Annotated in this window: 11 protein-coding genes and 1 tRNA gene; 3 read left to right on the top strand and 9 right to left on the bottom strand. The window is 39.4% G+C overall.

The genetic code is table 11. The annotated features are described in order from the left end of the window. Positions 1-7: 7 nt before the first annotated feature. Positions 8-1,645, bottom strand: coding sequence for a TldD/PmbA family protein (locus ACXZ1K_RS10870; protein ID WP_458969687.1), 1,638 nt, complete (start codon positions 1,643-1,645; stop codon positions 8-10). An 89-nt stretch (positions 1,646-1,734) separates the two neighbouring features. Here ACXZ1K_RS10870 and ACXZ1K_RS10865 point away from each other — a divergent pair, with 89 nt between their 5' ends. Both ACXZ1K_RS10865 and ACXZ1K_RS10860 read left to right on the top strand, forming a co-directional pair. Then, positions 1,735-2,025: a hypothetical protein gene (locus ACXZ1K_RS10865; protein WP_458969686.1), complete on the top strand. Its 291-nt coding sequence runs from the start codon at positions 1,735-1,737 to the stop codon at positions 2,023-2,025. Between the two features lie 112 nt (positions 2,026-2,137). Beyond that, a tRNA-Cys gene (locus tag ACXZ1K_RS10860) sits at positions 2,138-2,208 on the top strand. An 85-nt stretch (positions 2,209-2,293) separates the two neighbouring features. Here ACXZ1K_RS10860 and gloA2 read toward each other — a convergent pair. The 5 genes from gloA2 to ACXZ1K_RS10835 form a co-directional block, all read right to left on the bottom strand. Further along, positions 2,294-2,686 carry an SMU1112c/YaeR family gloxylase I-like metalloprotein gene (gene gloA2, locus ACXZ1K_RS10855; RefSeq protein WP_458969685.1) on the bottom strand — a complete coding sequence of 131 codons (393 nt, stop codon included), beginning with the start codon at positions 2,684-2,686 and terminating at the stop codon, positions 2,294-2,296. Further along, the gene (locus tag ACXZ1K_RS10850; RefSeq protein WP_458969684.1) at positions 2,686-3,597 is read right to left on the bottom strand and encodes a WD40/YVTN/BNR-like repeat-containing protein; all 912 of its coding nucleotides are present in this window, start codon (positions 3,595-3,597) and stop codon (positions 2,686-2,688) included. The genes gloA2 and ACXZ1K_RS10850 overlap by 1 nt, the downstream gene beginning before the upstream one ends. A gap of 104 nt (positions 3,598-3,701) precedes the next feature. Continuing rightward, positions 3,702-4,133, bottom strand: coding sequence for a DUF2147 domain-containing protein (locus ACXZ1K_RS10845; RefSeq protein ID WP_458969683.1), 432 nt, complete (start codon positions 4,131-4,133; stop codon positions 3,702-3,704). A gap of 49 nt (positions 4,134-4,182) precedes the next feature. After that, positions 4,183-5,568, bottom strand: coding sequence for an AcvB/VirJ family lysyl-phosphatidylglycerol hydrolase (locus ACXZ1K_RS10840; protein ID WP_458969682.1), 1,386 nt, complete (start codon positions 5,566-5,568; stop codon positions 4,183-4,185). A gap of 5 nt (positions 5,569-5,573) precedes the next feature. Then, positions 5,574-8,162, bottom strand: a complete 2,589-nt coding sequence (locus ACXZ1K_RS10835) for a phosphatidylglycerol lysyltransferase domain-containing protein (protein ID WP_458969681.1) — start codon at positions 8,160-8,162, stop codon at positions 5,574-5,576. A 700-nt stretch (positions 8,163-8,862) separates the two neighbouring features. On the opposite strand from ACXZ1K_RS10835, the gene ACXZ1K_RS10830 reads away from it, so the two are divergent. Beyond that, positions 8,863-10,314: an alpha-L-fucosidase gene (locus ACXZ1K_RS10830; protein WP_458969680.1), complete on the top strand. Its 1,452-nt coding sequence runs from the start codon at positions 8,863-8,865 to the stop codon at positions 10,312-10,314. On the opposite strand, the gene ACXZ1K_RS10825 is transcribed toward ACXZ1K_RS10830, so the two are convergent. The 3 genes from ACXZ1K_RS10825 to ACXZ1K_RS10815 all read right to left on the bottom strand — a co-directional run bounded on the left by ACXZ1K_RS10825 (position 10,292) and on the right by ACXZ1K_RS10815 (position 16,036). Beyond that, positions 10,292-11,932 carry a GAF domain-containing sensor histidine kinase gene (locus tag ACXZ1K_RS10825; protein ID WP_458969679.1) on the bottom strand — a complete coding sequence of 547 codons (1,641 nt, stop codon included), beginning with the start codon at positions 11,930-11,932 and terminating at the stop codon, positions 10,292-10,294. The genes ACXZ1K_RS10830 and ACXZ1K_RS10825 overlap by 23 nt on opposite strands. Positions 11,933-12,024: 92 nt before the next feature. After that, positions 12,025-13,368 (bottom strand): sigma-54-dependent transcriptional regulator, encoded by a 1,344-nt coding sequence (locus tag ACXZ1K_RS10820; protein ID WP_458973249.1) that lies wholly within the window; start codon positions 13,366-13,368, stop codon positions 12,025-12,027. 97 nt (positions 13,369-13,465) lie between these two features. Beyond that, positions 13,466-16,036, bottom strand: coding sequence for a glycoside hydrolase family 2 protein (locus ACXZ1K_RS10815; RefSeq protein WP_458969678.1), 2,571 nt, complete (start codon positions 16,034-16,036; stop codon positions 13,466-13,468). Positions 16,037-16,048 lie beyond the last annotated feature (12 nt).

Raw genomic sequence — 16,048 nt, 5'->3', positions numbered from 1 at the left:
AAGTCTATCAGATTTTTCTTCCAGTATTGATTACATTAACTTGATTGAAACGGGCAGTGGCCGAACCATGGGATACTGCACTAGATTGTGATGGCTGACCTTTTCCGTCAAAGAATGATCCGCCAAGACGATAATCCCTTTGATCGCAAATCGCCGAACAGGAGTTCCAGAATTCCTGGGTGTTCGACTGGTAAGCCACATCTTTAAGCATACCTACAATTTTACCAGCTTTGATCTCATAATATAGTTGTCCGCCAAACTGAAAATTGTAGCGTTGTTGGTCAATTGAGAAAGAACCATCACCAACGATATATATCCCTTTTTCGACATTCCTGATCTGATCTGCAATGGACAATGCCTTTTTACCGGGTTGTAAAGAAATATTTGCCATACGCTGAAATTGGACACTGCTCCAGTTATCGGCATAACAGCATCCCTGAGAATGATCCAAACCCACGATATGCGCCTGATCTCTGATGGCCTGATAGTTCACAAGAATCCCCTCCTTAATAACATCCCACTTACCACATTTCACGCCTTCATCATCATAACCCACTGCACCAAGAGAACCTTTTTCCGTTTTATCCGCAGTGATATTTACTTCCTTACTTCCGTAATTAAATTTCTTCGATTCCCACTTATCTAGCGTTAGAAAACTAGTTCCCGCAAAATTTGCTTCGTATCCCAACACTCTATCCAATTCAGTAGGATGACCGCAAGATTCATGTATGGTGAGCCATAGATGCGATGGGTCCAATACCAAATCATATTTACCAGGTTCTACAGATTTAGCTTTCAATTTCTCCCCAACCTGCGCCGCACCTTGCTTTGCATCCTCCAGCATATCATATCTGCCTTTGTACAACGTACCTGAAGCAGTTACAATTTTGTGTTCCGGTTTCGCATCCAAGTATTCATATCCCATACCCATAGGAGCGCTAAGCGCATTTCTGGTTTCAAACTTTCCAGACTCTTTATTAATCTTAGTGATAAAAAAAGTGGGCCAAATGCGGTGTATGTCCTGATCTATATAAGAGTTATCTGAAGAAGCAAAATACTTTTGCTCATTTACCATAAACAAAATTGAGTTCATGTAGTCTGCACCCCCCTTCATCGCTGCATCATTTACTGAAAGTAAAAGATCAACCTTTTCTTTCATAGGAATCTCAAATGAATTCTTTTCTATAGGAGCCTTCCAGGACACCTCACCATAGCCTGTTTGTGGTGCGAGCTGTACGGGTTCAATCAACAACCTGGAATTCTCTTTAGCTATTGCTACCGCAAGCTCGGCGGCTTTTGCAATACCCTCCTTATCCACCTTATCCGTCGCAGCAAAGCCCCAGCTGCCGTTGGCAATCACACGAATGCCTACGCCGAAAGATTCAGTGTTTACCAAATTCTCTACTTTATCTTCCCGGGTAACCACATATTGATTTAAGTACCTACCGATTCGTACGTCCGTGTAAGTTGCGCCTTTGCTCCTCGCAGCATTTAATGCTACATCGGCCATAATCTTTTTAGCGGCAGGGTCTATAAATTCGAGAGATCGTTCAAGGGGCACTTCGTTCCCCCAAACTGGTATGGCTGGCAGCATTGCAGCAGCGGCACCTACCCCGGTCAGGTAAATAAAATTTCTACGTTTCAAAATGATAAAATTTAGGTTGTTAGGTTCCTAAATATACAAGAAAAGAAGCGCCATTAAAAACAATTGCAAGTATTTTAGGTTACACATTTATGGAGCCCTTCAATATCAAAATCGGTTATGGAGTAAATGAAGTTACTCTAACCATACTGCCTGCAGACAATGGTTGTTATAAAGTAATTTATTATGGTGGCATTATTGGTGCCGTAAAGTTAGATATTGACGATTGGGAATTGGTTCCTGAAGAAGATATTATAGCTGGCGATCTACCATTTTATAAGCATGATCTGAGTTCAGGCCGACCGAACATCATCCTCAATGAAGCAACGGTAGATGAAATAGGCGATGAAATTGAACATATTCTGCGCAACGAAGAGGATTAAACACAATTCTGTAAACAGCTAATTGACTCTTTTTTAAATACTTAAAATTTCTTGTAAAAAAAAATGCAAATAAAGTATACTAATTTGGTAGACTTTATTATATTTGCATTATAGTCATGTGGCCGAGTGGTGAGGTAAGGGTCTGCAAAACCTTCTACGGCGGTTCGAATCCGCCCTTGACGTCTAAAACATTTAATTGTTTTAATCTTTAGATGTTTGGTTAGATCTAAGTTTTGTTTGATAGGCCAGGTTGGATGACCTGGCTTTATTATTTCTCGTAAAACTCCAATGGCAGCTGATCTGGATCGGCAATGAATGTAAAACGTTTTCCTGTAAATTCGTCAATCCGTACCGGCTCTGCAACAATACCATACCCTATTAGCCCGTTCACTACTTCATCAAGATTGTCCACTTCAAAAGCAAGATGGCGTAAACCCGCAGCTTCTGGTCGCGAAGGTCTCAAGGCAGGGTCAGGGAACGAGAAAAGTTCTATCACATATGATCCATTTAATGACAGGTCCAATTTGTAAGATCGCCTTTCCTCACGGTATACTTCGCGTAAGATTTCTAAACCAAGGACCTCAGTATAAAAGCGTTTCGAAATTTCATAATCAGTGCAAATAATTGCAATATGATGAACTGAATTTAAGGGTAGAGCCATCAGTTTGATGTTAGTTTGTATATCTGTCCTTTATTTCCAGCTACTAAAATTAGTTTGCCTGTTTTAGATTTCTGGATCACATTGAAATTTAGTTTTGAAATGTTATACCAGCTAATACCGGCATCTGTACTCACATCCGTGCCTGAGGAACCAGTAGCTATCAATACTTTATCACTTACATAGATCACACCTGAGCGGAAACCGCTTACCGGTTTTAGTGGCTTAGTCCAGGTTTTGCCACCATTGTTGGTTAGCAAAATATTGTTTGTGTTCTCGCCATCTTTTAGGTAATTCCCTCCTACAATAACCCCTGTCTTTTTATCGTAGAATGCCATTGAAAATGCCCCGGTACTACTCTCGCCCTGTAAGATAGGGCACTTATAGAAATCCCAGGTAAGGCCGTAATTACTGGAATAATATAGGTTTGAAGCCGCGCCTCCGGTTGCAATATAAACCTTACCGTTACCAACTGCCCTGATCGTTGTTCCACTAGCGGCAAAGCCTGCTTCTCCGGTGAGCAGGTTCCACCTCAAGTTTGCCGAAATATTTTGCCAGGATAAGCCACCATCTTTTGTTGATAATATTTGCATTCTGTTGAGGATTGGATCTCCAAAAATGATCCCGCGCTTTGCGTCCCAGAAATCCATCCCGTCAAGGAATATCGCCGAATCGAGGTTCTTATAAGTCTGTTTCCAATTTTTGCCTCCATCCGTCGTAAGCAATACGTAGGCTGGTGAACCAGCATTGACCGCAATGGCTTTATTACTACCAAATGCCTCAATGTCCCTAAAATCCAGTTTCTCATAGCCAGTCGGCTTAAACCATTGCCAGGTTAGTCCGCCATCGATCGTCTTGCCAATGCTACCATTAGTTCCACTTACCCAAACTACCTGATCTGAAACTATAGACATCCCTCTTATGCTTATCGTACTGCCGCTGACTAAAGGCGTTAAACTAAAGGTTTGCCCTAAACATACAAAGGGAATGTAAAAAAGAAAAAAGATTAGCCTCATCATTATTTTACCCTTTTCCAAACTTCAGTTCTACCAATTAAAGAAATACCAATGTAACCTCTCATATTTAGATCACCATTAGGTTTAACGTTCATATTGCAACTATAAGTTTTACCAGATTTAGGATCATAAATGTTTCCATTAGTCCATTTTCCGTCTTCGTACACAAAATCTTTCATGATCTCTAATCCCACTATTGGTTTCGATCTCAATGCAGTATTAGGATTTTGGTAATCTGTCTTTATATTTCCTTTCTCATCTTTCGGATCCTTCAGCCATATAATTTTTCCGAAATATTTGTCTGATCTTTTGGTGATCTCTATGTGCGCCTCACCTGTAGAATTCACCCACCGGCCAAGTACCGCATCCTGTTTCTGTGCAAACCCTGCAGCTCCAGACACCACTAACAGTAGTAAAAATGTGATCTTTTTCATAAGTAGTATTTGCTAATAAAGTTAACGAATCGGCCGACTAAAAGAAATATTAATCTGCAATACCGCTAATTAATGCCGCTATTCCTTGGTAATCTTTATTGTAGTGATGATTTCCCGGAATATTGATCACCTTGATTCCATACTTTAAGAACTTATCCCTTTCATCGTCATCCTCATCCTTACCAAAAACACAAACAGGTTTGATTTTCTTAATTTTCTTCATTTCAGATACAACATCGTATTTACCTTTTGAACCTCCAAAATTGAGCATATCCGCGATATGGATTTCAAAATCAGCTACCGCGTCTGGAGATAAAGAAATTACACCTTTCAAATCCGCTGCAAGTTCTTCCGGTAACCTGTTCGCCAAAAATGGCACTACCGACGCCCCAAAAGAATAGCCGGCTAACACAAAGTTCTTCTTCCCAAACTGCTCCTGGTATTTAAAGATTACTTTATTTACCTCTGTAGCGCATTCTTCAGGCGTCTTTGCATTCCAAAAGTACTTCTGAGCATCAAGACCAACCACGTAAAGTCCCTTGGCAGCAAGCGCTTCTGCGAGCGACTGATCAAAACTGGTCCAACCACCATCGCCGGAAATCATGAAGACAAAGGGTAAAGAATTTTTCTTAGCAGCGGAAACAACAGTCAACGGCAAACTTTCACCTACCGAGGTTTTAGCCTCTCCTGTACCTCCAACAATTTTTTTGTAAGACGCATTAAATTCAGGTAACCAGTTGCTGCCTACACCAAAACCGTGACCAACTTTATCAAGGGCCACTAGTTCTGCGTTTGGCATGTCTTTTAAAAATGATTCGGTGGCTTCAAACGGACAGGTGAGGTCTTTCACACCATTCAGAACAATAAATGGTGCGGTTAAAGTCTTAGTTGCTTCTAAATAATAGGATTTACCTGGCTTTAGCACACGTTGTGTCAAACCATTTCCCTTGCACATAGGCTTAACCATATTGATATCTGGACAAAATCCTAACGCAAGCGCCCCTTTAAAAGTGTTAGCCGGAGCCTGCGCCAAAATACCATACACCAGAACTGCTCCATAAGAATATCCTACCAAAACAGGCTTATGATAGGTAGTTAACTTATATTTTTTCTGGATATCCATACTCAACTCTTCAAAGTCAGCCGCCGGATACAAACAATCGTCTTTTACTTTTGAAAGATAGTATTCATAGTGCCTTGCGTCTATACCGAGTACCAATGCGCCTTGATTCGCCAGGTTTTTGGCCATTTCAAACACGCCTCTATTCCAACCACCATCTCCGGAAACAAATAGCGCAACTGAGGACGGAGTACCATAGGGCTTGTAAATAGTGATCCGCCCAAACTTTCCGTAACTAACAGAATCGGTGACCTGGGAAAATATATTGCTGCATAGGAATAGCAACATGAAAATGGTGATCCAGATTTTTTTCATAGTTGTTACGGCTTAATTACTTTACTTAATACTGCGGGTACCTGCAGCAAATCGTAGTGATGATCATAAATCAGGTACTTATTGCTCCACGCCGGTGAAAATTTTTCTTTCGCCGCTCTCAATCCCTTGTAGTGCGAAAATGAGCTAATTTTTTCATAAGCAAATTTCATCGACCGCTCTGGGAAGTTTTCTGGACTGGCCAAACCCGACAAAGGTGCAAAACCGAGGTTTACTGCCAAATAACCTCTGGCCTTTAAATAATTAAAGAGCGCAACCATAATAAAATCAATTGAACCATTCGGCGCATCAGCAGTTTTACGGATCAAGTCATAAGTGCCCTCACCTTTTACAAAATCTGGAATAACATTTAGAAAAGCAACTATCTTTTCTTCCGCATTTTCGATAGTGATGATCGTTTGTTGCTTCAACTCAAGATGGTCAAACATTCCTTGTGAGAAAATTATTTCTTCACGTCCTGTGTCCGACAACCATTCATCCGAAACAGATTTCAGTTTTTGTAGCAGGCCATCTAAAATCGGAGCTTCATAAATTTTAGTCACAAAACCCTGGTCAGATACTTTTTTTAGCGCATTGCGGATAGATTTTCTACTCCCGCCTTCCAGCGAAAAACTGGTTAAGTCGACAGTACCTTCCTGACCAAGAAATAACCTTTTTTTGCCAAGAGCACTGAAGCTTTTCAAACTCTCTTCTGAAACTCGGTAGTAAATACTTTTTACACCACTCTCATAGCAGTATTTATCGAAAGCTTTCACAAGCTCTATTTTTTGCTCTGGCGATGCCACCGGTCCCTCAAGCGCAACCGCAAAATTACCTGCTATCCTATAAGCAATAAAGCCCTCTATACCTTCCGCCTTGTATATTAGCTTATCAGCATATGTTTTAAAATAATCCACAGATGAATCACCATACTTTGAAAGAAGCGCTAAAGCCTCATCAAACTCATCTGCATTAATTTCAGGCTTGGAAATGTATGGCCTAACCAATGTATATACCAGGAAAGCAAGTGACAGGAACCCACTTACGTTGATAGAATATAAGAAATCTCTTGCGAATGTGTCTGCGGGTTGAAGTTCCGAACTACCAACCAAAAAGAAATTTTGCAACGTAAACCTGATGGACTGCAGCCAATTAAAATCAATATTAAAATGCCTTTTATCTAAAAAATAGAACCCGATACATCCGTATATAAAAATACCTGCCATCCCCAGTAAAGTGGTCTGGATCCCAAGGGTACGTAACTTTTTATTGTGGCGGATGTAGTATTCCTTTTTAGAGGCGAATAGAATAAATAAAACCAAAATAGAGAACAAGCCTTCCTCGTAATCAATCGCCTTTCCGAGGTGACCAACCAACGAAACCAAACAAAGTACGACTGAAAAGTACCATGCCATTTTTAAGCCTTTCAGCATAAAAGCTGCTGTTACTAATAAAAACAACCCAGCTACAAGCACAAAATAATTGGATGCAGTTATGGCTTCTAGCGGTAAAAAATCCTCCAGAAATAACAGCCGCTCCCGAATCGCTGGAGTAAGTACAGATATGATATTGATCAATCCCAAAGCCAAAAGTAACAAAGCCGGAATTACCCTCATCAATAGCTTATTAATCTTCAGCAAGAAACTTAATGCACCCAAAGCCATTGGAGCCCAGAACTCCATAAAGCGATAGACTAACGTGAGAGAAACAGCTTCCGGACTAGAATAACCAAGTCGGATCAGTATAAATGTCATAGACGCTTCAACTGCACCAAGTCCCCTTAAAAACGGAGAAATAATCAGGAAAACCACCGCCACTATATAACTAATCAGTGCAAAAACCAATGAGGGCTCAATATTTAGCGCTAACATTGCTATATAAATATGAACAATACCTATCACTTCAATCAACAAGCTATAATAAAGAGTAGCTAGAAAATGTTTCCGTTCAATCTTATTTGAAGCAAACTCCGCAGCATAAACCTCTGCTGCCGGAATATATCTGATCAGCAATTTGTAAATCTTACCTTTTTTAAATACTGACCTAAACATGAGATACAAGCCAGCAATCAGAAACAGCACGGTAATAAGTCCAAACCACTCTCCATAACCAATCGTACCCTCAATTATGCCATAAATGAAAACCGGAATCGCAATAACCACCACTGAGAGAATACCTACGAATCCATATATAGAGGATGCAAAATTAATTTGCGACTTCCCAACTCCTTTTTTCTCAATAGCGGCACTAAAAAATGCTAAAGAGGAAACGCCACCAGCAGGAAGGAAAACGCTTACAAAATTTCTCTTAAGGTATAATATAGTACCATCCCAAACAGAAACTTTAGCCGATACTGCAGCGAAGGAAGCGCGATACATCAGTCCATGCACAAACACATAAGCAACACTAACACCGAGACCTAAAATTAGCCAAACCCAGTTTGCGGTTAGCAATAATGGCTTAACCTGTTTAAGCTCAGAACCTTCATGTTTGATAAACCAGATACCAAGGGCAACAAAAAATAGCGTAAAAAGGTAACTTGAAATTATCTTTGCATTTTCCCTGATAAAAGGCACAATGAACTTGAGTTGCTGCATGGATAAAGATATTGTTTCCTGTAAAATTATGCGATTTAGTTAAAAAATAAAAGAGGTAGACTCATCCAAGCTCTACCTCTTTCTAACCAAATATAAACCCTGTATGAACGGGATTTTTGTCTTTAAGGTAAAAGCACTTTACCTATCTTTTCTTTTTAAGATAACAGCGTTTGCTGTTTGACTCTACAAATGTAAGAATAATATTTATTAGTGTATAAATTACACTAAGTATTTTTCAATATTAGTTCTATATTACATTTCTATGATAATTGGCAAAGGTTGCGCACTAAAATCAAATAACAAACAACCTACAGCACTATAACTCCTGAAAAATCATAAAATAACTGGTAATAAAGTGAGTTAAATAGATAAAAAGATATATCAATCATTATTATCGCCTAAAAAGCATGAATAAATTACTAAAGAAACATAAATCACTGTAATATTTGAATATTTATGGCAAATTCCATAACAGATGTAAGGAATTGAAACAATTCGATATCAAAAAAAAACGATTCACAAGAATAAATTAAAAAAACACAAAAGTTTTAATAAAATTTATCGAATTACGATTAGTGTATTTTATAGACTATAACAGTGCAAAAGTATCAATACGCTATTAAGGATAAGTTATTTAAATATTATTTTTAAATTGGTAAATTGAATACAATTACTTAAAACCAAATAGAAACCCTCGTATATGAAAAGGTCGATAATCTTTATCCTGTTTTGTTTTGCAGGATTTATTGCCAAAGCTCAACAGTATGAAGCCAACTGGAATTCACTAAATCAACGGAAAATACCCGCCTGGTTCCATCAGGATAAGTTTGGAATATTTATTCATTGGGGAGTATATGCGGTCCCATCCTACGCACCAGTTATCGAAAACAGTGGAGATAGCTATTCTGAGTGGTATTGGTGGCGAATCCATACTAAACAACAGAACTTTATGGACTTCCACATTAAAAACTATGGAGCAGATTTTGAATATCCGCAATTTGAAAAAAGCTTTAAGGCTGAACTTTATGATCCCAAAGCCTGGGCAGATATATTCAAGAGGTCGGGAGCAAAATATGTAGTACTAACTTCTAAGCATCACGAAGGTTACGCCATGTGGGATAGTAAAGAGGCAGATAAAAGCTGGGGCCATCCTTGGAATGCGGTAAGCGGCACTCCAAAAAGAGACCTGCTGGGCGACCTAACGAACGCAGTTAATGATGCAGGATTAAAGATGGGTTTCTATTATTCGTTGTATGAATGGTTCAATCCACTTTATCTTAAAGACAAAAAACGATATGTAAACGAGCACCTCTTTCCACAATTTAAAGACTTGGTGAACAAGTATAAGCCGCAGGTTATATTTTCTGATGGGGAATGGGACATGACTGATGCTGAGTGGCGTAGTCCGGAGCTTTTATCATGGCTTTACAACGAATCACCTGTTGGGAAAACTGTTGTTGTTAATGATCGCTGGGGTAAAAACACAAGAGAGAAGAATACAGAATCAACATATACTACCTCCGAATATGGTAGTGGTATGAACTCAAGTGTAATCTGGGAAGAAAGTCGGGGTATTGGACATTCTTACGGGTACAATCGTAATGAAAAACTGGAAGATTATAAGACCAGTCATGATTTGATATTAATGCTTATAGATATTGTATCCAAAGGCGGAAACCTACTATTAGATATTGGCCCAACTGCAGATGGTCGAATTCCTGTTATTATGCAACAGCGGCTCACCGATATAGGTTCTTGGCTTAAAGTAAACGGAGAAGCAATTTATGGAACCGAGGCTTATAAAACCTCCTACCAATGGAGTGAAGGCAAAATGCCTGAGAAAAAAACAGAAGCATTCATGGCTGGGTACGATATCGCGAAAATGATTAAACCTGCTGGGGAACTGGCACATGTTGAAACTTTTTTTACAGTAAAAGGTAAAGACCTATACTGTATTTATCCCATCTATAACAGCGAATTAAAAATCAGGAATTTAGCATGCAAATCGGAAATGCGAGCGACAATTTTAGGGAGTAATAAAATGCTAAAGATTAAGAAATCTGGCAAAGACTGTATCGTAGATATATCTGACCTCAAACCAAGTGAACTATCGAGTGACCTTATTGTTCTTAAATTGGCAAATGCATTGTAAACTCGGTTCCTTTGTTCACTTCACTTTTAATTGAAATTCTTCCACCTAGTGTTTCAATTTGGGTCTTTACCATAAAAAGACCCATACCTTTTCCTTTAATATTTTCATGGAAACGTTTATATAAGCCAAACACCTGATCTCCTTTTTTTTCTAAATCTATTCCCATTCCATTGTCCTTAAAAAGGATGATCACTTCATTAACTGATCTTTCAGATTTTATGTGAATAACTGGTGCAATTCCTGGCCTACTATATTTAATACTATTGGAAATGAGATTGATAAAAATGCTATGCAGGTAAGTTTTTAAAGAATTTAACTGGTCACCAAGCAGAAAATCAGTGGTAATAACTGTCTTAGATTGGAGTATCATTGTTTGTATGCTCAACTGAATATCTTTTAAAAGTGAAGTAAGGCTGATGTTTTCTCTTTTTTCAGAAATTTCGTTTTTTACAGTCAGTATGGTATTTAAATCGATGATAACATTATTGAGCAGTTTTACAGAGGTATCTAATGCACTGTGCAGCTCCAAATTGGTTTCAGGGGTGTTAGTTTCATCTCTTAAATAGCTAGTAAGTGCCATAATATTCGCGACCGGCGAACGAAGGTTATGTGAAATAATATAAGAGAATTGCTGTAGTCCCGTATTCGTGCTAACCAGTTCATTGGTATATTCCCTAAGATCTTTATTGAGTTCTTCTAAACGAAGCTCCGCCTTTTCTCTACTTTCCTCAGCGAGGGTTCGCAATCGTTCCTTTTCAAAAACCTCAAGCGCAAAACATAAGTCATTATTGGCTTCCACCAATAATTTAACTTCGTGCTTATTAAAGAAATTGGCTTCTGTTGAATAGATATTAAAAGTAGCTATGAGTTGGCCAGATTTTTTTAACGCCAAAACCATTGCAGAGTTGTATCGTCTTATAACTGCGATCCTATTCCATGCGCCCCTGTTTTCCCTATCCAACTCACCTACAACATAATAGTCAAGGCCTTCTATTACCTTTTCAATTGGACCACCAACGTCGTATTTATAATGTTTAAACAGTTTAAGCTCATCCTCAGACGTCCCGCTACTGGCAACCAAACTCATCACACCATTTTCACGATCGCAAACACCAATCCAAGCCATTTCAAACTTTCCGTATTCGATGGCTATCCTGCAGGCTTCATCAAAAAGTGCCTGTTCTGTCTTCACACGTACAATTGCCTGATTAATTTGACTAATGAAAGCATAAAGACGATTGGCATGAACTAATTTACGTTCAGTTTTTTTTGCCTGTGACACATTCCTAACTGCAACTGCTAAACTCCCTATTTCAGCCTCTTTCAGCATATTACTTATGGACAATTCAACCCAAACTATCTCTGCATCCAAATTCAAAAATCTGAGTTCCAAACCTTTTAACGGTAATTCTGGCAGCTGCATACTGATTTCAAGTTGCTTTATAAAAACGGGAAGATCTTCGGGATATAGAAGCTGATTAATAGTCAAATTCTCAATAACTTCATGATAACTCAAAACTTTATTGATCGATGGACTTAGAAACTCAATATCCAAATGGGCATTTAAAAGAATAATTCCATCCGTGCTGTTCTCTAAAAGCGTTAATTGAGGATTCATTTCTGATTTAACTATTATTCGTCACAATTGTTTCAGGATATCAGGTAATCTCCTGAATAAAAGTGTAATATAGGAAATAAAACTGCTCGGATTTAACTAACCTTGATATCAATTTTGTATTCTTCTAACTTACGGTAAAGAGTGGTTAAACCGATACCTAAGAGCCGTGCTGTCTCCGTTTTATTTTCGCGTGTATAATGTAATACTTTGATGATGTGTTGCTTTTCTATCGCCTGCAAACTCATGTTACTATCCTGTCCCTCGACATTATGGAACTCATATGGAAGCAGGCTTGCAGTGAGCAAATTACCATCAGCAAGAATAACTACACGTTCCATCATGTTCTTCAACTCTCGAATATTTCCTTTCCAGTTGTGTTTTAACAGCAAGTTTGAAAAACCTTCATCCATCGTAAAGTTTGGTTTATTTACTTTGGCTGCAAATTCTTTAAGGTAGTGTTTGGCAATCAAAATAATATCTCCCTTTCTTTGTGAAAGGCCAGGTAATTCAATAGAAAAAACTGAAAGTCGATAATACAAATCAAGCCTGAACCTTCCAGCCTCAGCCTGTTCTTTGAGGTTTCTGTTGGTTGCTGCGATAATTCTTACGTTCACCTTGCTGGTTTGGGTGTCCCCCACCTTTATAAATGTTTGATTCTCGAGAACCCTCAGCAGTTTCGCCTGTAAGTCTAAGTTCATCTCCCCAATTTCATCAAGAAATAAAGTACCTTCATTAGCTTCCTCTAATAAGCCGCGTTTATCTTTTATAGCACCAGTAAATGCGCCAAGTTTATAACCAAACAATTCACTTTCCAATAATTCCGGATTAAATCCGCTGCAGTTTAGCGCAACGAAAGGTTTCATTTTACGAGGGCCTTCATAATGTATGGATTGTGCAAAAACCTCTTTTCCCGTGCCTGTTTCTCCCAATAGCAACACTGTGGTATCGGTTGTGGCTACTCTTGCTGCAAGATCAAGTGCTTCCTTTATTTGACGGGATTGTCCCAATATCGCATTAAAGTTGTATTTCTTAACGATCTTATTCTCCAGATCATACACGCGCTGTTGCAGCTTAACCTTTTCCATTGCTTTGTAAACCAGCGGAATGATTTTATCATTATCATCTCCCTTAGTGATGTAATCAAAGGCGCCATTACGCATGGCCATAACACCATCCTGAATTGTACCAAAAGCAGTTAGATTAATCACCTCTACATAGGGCTTAACCTTCTTAATTTCTTTTACCAGGTCAACACCATTCACATCTGGCAATTTTACGTCACTGATCACTACCTTAACATCATGGACAGTTAAGGCTTTTAAACCCTCTTTTCCAGTGTTTGCCTGAAAAACTACAAAGCCTTCCAGTTCAATTATCCGCGCCAGCAAACTGCTTATTTTCTTTTCATCATCAATGATGAGGACTGTATCTTCCATGTCTAATGAGCCATCTTGATTAACATGGCGCAATATACCTAAAAAGCTGGGAACCCTATCCGGGGTTCGCCAGCTTGACTTAACCAAAACTTATATTTTATTTGTTTTTTTTCATCTGTTCCAGGGTGGCTTTTAGTTCTGCATTTCCTGATAGCTCAACAGCCTTCTCCTGAATGGCGATAGCTTCATCTTTCTTTCCCAGCTTATATAGTAAATTAGCTCGTGTATCCATAAACATTGGATTTTTGCCTTCCTTATCAGAAAGTTCACTCCAAACTACCACCCTATTCAGCAAAGCTTTGTCATCCACCTTTTCAAACATAGTCCAGGCCCACTGATTTAACTCTTCCGGACTGATTGTAGCTGAAAAACCAGCGATATATTCGTCCGCTGCTGCGATGAACGCACTATAATCCTGATGGTTTAAATAATGAAAGGCTTTTGCACGACTGAGAATTTCCTTTCCACTCATTCCGTAGACATTTATGGACGCCGACAATAAATCCCAGTCAGGATTGGCATTTGGTCCTGTTACCACTGGTGCTATCAAATCTTTATAAATGATGTTCATCATTTTAATTTCAGCATTCCTCGGGCCCATAAAATGATTGATAGCATTTGCTTCCGACTGAATGATGCCAAAGCCCTTATCCTTTATTCCTTCAGTAACCTGTAAAATATAAGCCAACTGTTGTTCAGTATAAGGCGCTTTCATTGTTGCGATGTAAGCATCCGAAGCCCATGCAGCGCCATCTTTATCCCCGGCCTGAATGGCCATCATCGCCATTCTTTTTAGGAATTCTGGTTCACGCTTACCATTGATGTATTCTTCCAACAGTACAGAATATAAAGCAGCTGGCTCTGTCAAATCTGCATTCTGCGCAGAAACCTCAGATATAGCTCCCATCTCAGGGTTTAAAGCACTGTGGATCTTACGTAATTCAGCAAAAGGGATTTTAACTACTGCTCTGTCGTAAGTCATCAATCCATTTTGCTCACCTTCCACATCAAAAGGCTGCGTATAAATTGAACCGGACAATCCCTGCTGATGAAACAATTGCAAGTGCTGATTCATTACCTGATATTTAGCTTGAAGTGCTGCTGGCTTCTCCTGGATGTAACCCCATGCCGAGCCGGTCAACCATTGATGTTCTGGAACAAAAACTCCTATTCCACCAAACTCTCCGCACACTTGCGCCTTCCCTTTCTGTTTTACAGACATCATTGGATCAGGATAAGCATGCACGTCTGTCATATCTGCATCTATATATGCATCTGGAGAAGGGCTCCTGAGTACATTATTTACATAAAGTAGTTCCCCACTATGCCCATTCAGTATTCTGGAAGGATCAGTTTGCTTCACCCAATTGGTCAGCCGCTTTTGATCGTATTGTCCCCATTTTTCATTGAACAATACCCAAGTTACGATGCTCGGATAATTATGTAACTGGTTCAGTTCCTCTAGTGATTCTTTTTCAAACTGCGGCTTACTTCCTTCAGGCAAGCCTTGATTCGGGTTAACTAGATCTTGCCAAACCAACATACCTAATTTATCTGCATGGTAGTACCACCTGGCAGGTTCTACCTTGATGTGTTTTCTGATGGTATTAAAACCCATCGCCTTAATTGCCTTTATGTCAAAAGCCAAAGCTTCATCAGTTGGCGCAGTATAAAGTCCTTCTGGCCAAAAACCCTGATCTAGGGTTCCCAGGTTATAATATGGCTTATTGTTAAGCATAATACGATCTACTCCCTTGTCATCCTTAGCCACCGAAATTTTACGCATACCAAAATAGCTGCTAACCTCATCTTTACCCATTTTTACGTTCAGGTCATATAGGTATGGGTTGGCCGGGCTCCACAATTTTGCATTCTTTACCGGCAGAGCGATATTGCTATTTGTGGTTCCGTTGATCGTTTTTCCTTCAACCACAAGCGTAACTGGAGATTTTGATGCTGACCTCACAACCACATTGACTACAGATTTATCTATATCTGGTGTAATCTTCAAACCTGAAACAAATGCCTCCGGTACAGATTCCATCCATACTGTCTGCCAGATGCCGGACGTTGGTGTGTAGTAAATGTTTTCCGGTTTAAGGACTTGTTTACCATGCGGACCGATACCGCTTCCTGTAGGATCATAAACCTTAACAACAATCGTATTTTCACCCTGCCGTAAATTCGCAGTCAGGTCTATTGTAAACTCGGCATAGCCGCCTGTATGTCCGCCAACCTCATTACCATTTAGATAGACAGTGGTTTGCCAGTCGACCGCACCAAAATGTAATAGTGTGCGGTGACCTTTTTTAGGGCTGAAGTTTATGGTACGCTTATACCAAAGGTTCTGGTTGGGCATCAGGGATTTTTTTACACCTGAAAGAGCCGACTCTAATGGATAAGGAACCAGGATTTCACCGTCAAACTTTTCTGGCTGAGGTGCGTCTTTTACGGTGATTGCATAATCCCATAGACCGTTGAGGTTAACCCAATTGTTTCTTGTCAATTGCGGCCTCGGATACTCCTTAAGCGCGTTTGATGGAGAAACCTCTTTTGCCCAACGACTTTGAATTGCGACGGGCTGCATATGATAATTTTGTCCGAAGCTTATTCCAGTGGAAAAAGCGAGCAAAGCAGTGGCTAGAAGTACTTGTTTTGTTACTTTCATCTTATTTGTTCT

This window comes from Pedobacter jaeyakensis (genome assembly GCF_054461315.1).
The sequence above is the reverse complement of the archived record's forward strand: the minus strand, read 5'-3'. Positions and strand labels throughout refer to the sequence as shown.

Bases quoted from the DNA above. Each gene is read 5' to 3' on its own strand.
- ACXZ1K_RS10865 (WP_458969686.1), top strand. From the start codon at position 1,735: ATGGAGCCCTTCAATATCAAAATCGGTTATGGAGTAAATGAAGTTACT.
- gloA2 (WP_458969685.1), bottom strand. From the start codon at position 2,686: ATGGCTCTACCCTTAAATTCAGTTCATCATATTGCAATTATTTGCACT.
- ACXZ1K_RS10850 (WP_458969684.1), bottom strand. From the start codon at position 3,597: ATGTCTATAGTTTCAGATCAGGTAGTTTGGGTAAGTGGAACTAATGGT.
- ACXZ1K_RS10845 (WP_458969683.1), bottom strand. From the start codon at position 4,133: ATGAAAAAGATCACATTTTTACTACTGTTAGTGGTGTCTGGAGCTGCA.
- ACXZ1K_RS10840 (WP_458969682.1), bottom strand. From the start codon at position 5,568: ATGAAAAAAATCTGGATCACCATTTTCATGTTGCTATTCCTATGCAGC.
- ACXZ1K_RS10835 (WP_458969681.1), bottom strand. From the start codon at position 8,162: ATGCAGCAACTCAAGTTCATTGTGCCTTTTATCAGGGAAAATGCAAAG.
- ACXZ1K_RS10830 (WP_458969680.1), top strand. From the start codon at position 8,863: ATGAAAAGGTCGATAATCTTTATCCTGTTTTGTTTTGCAGGATTTATT.
- ACXZ1K_RS10825 (WP_458969679.1), bottom strand. From the start codon at position 11,932: ATGAATCCTCAATTAACGCTTTTAGAGAACAGCACGGATGGAATTATT.
- ACXZ1K_RS10820 (WP_458973249.1), bottom strand. From the start codon at position 13,368: ATGGAAGATACAGTCCTCATCATTGATGATGAAAAGAAAATAAGCAGT.
- ACXZ1K_RS10815 (WP_458969678.1), bottom strand. From the start codon at position 16,036: ATGAAAGTAACAAAACAAGTACTTCTAGCCACTGCTTTGCTCGCTTTT.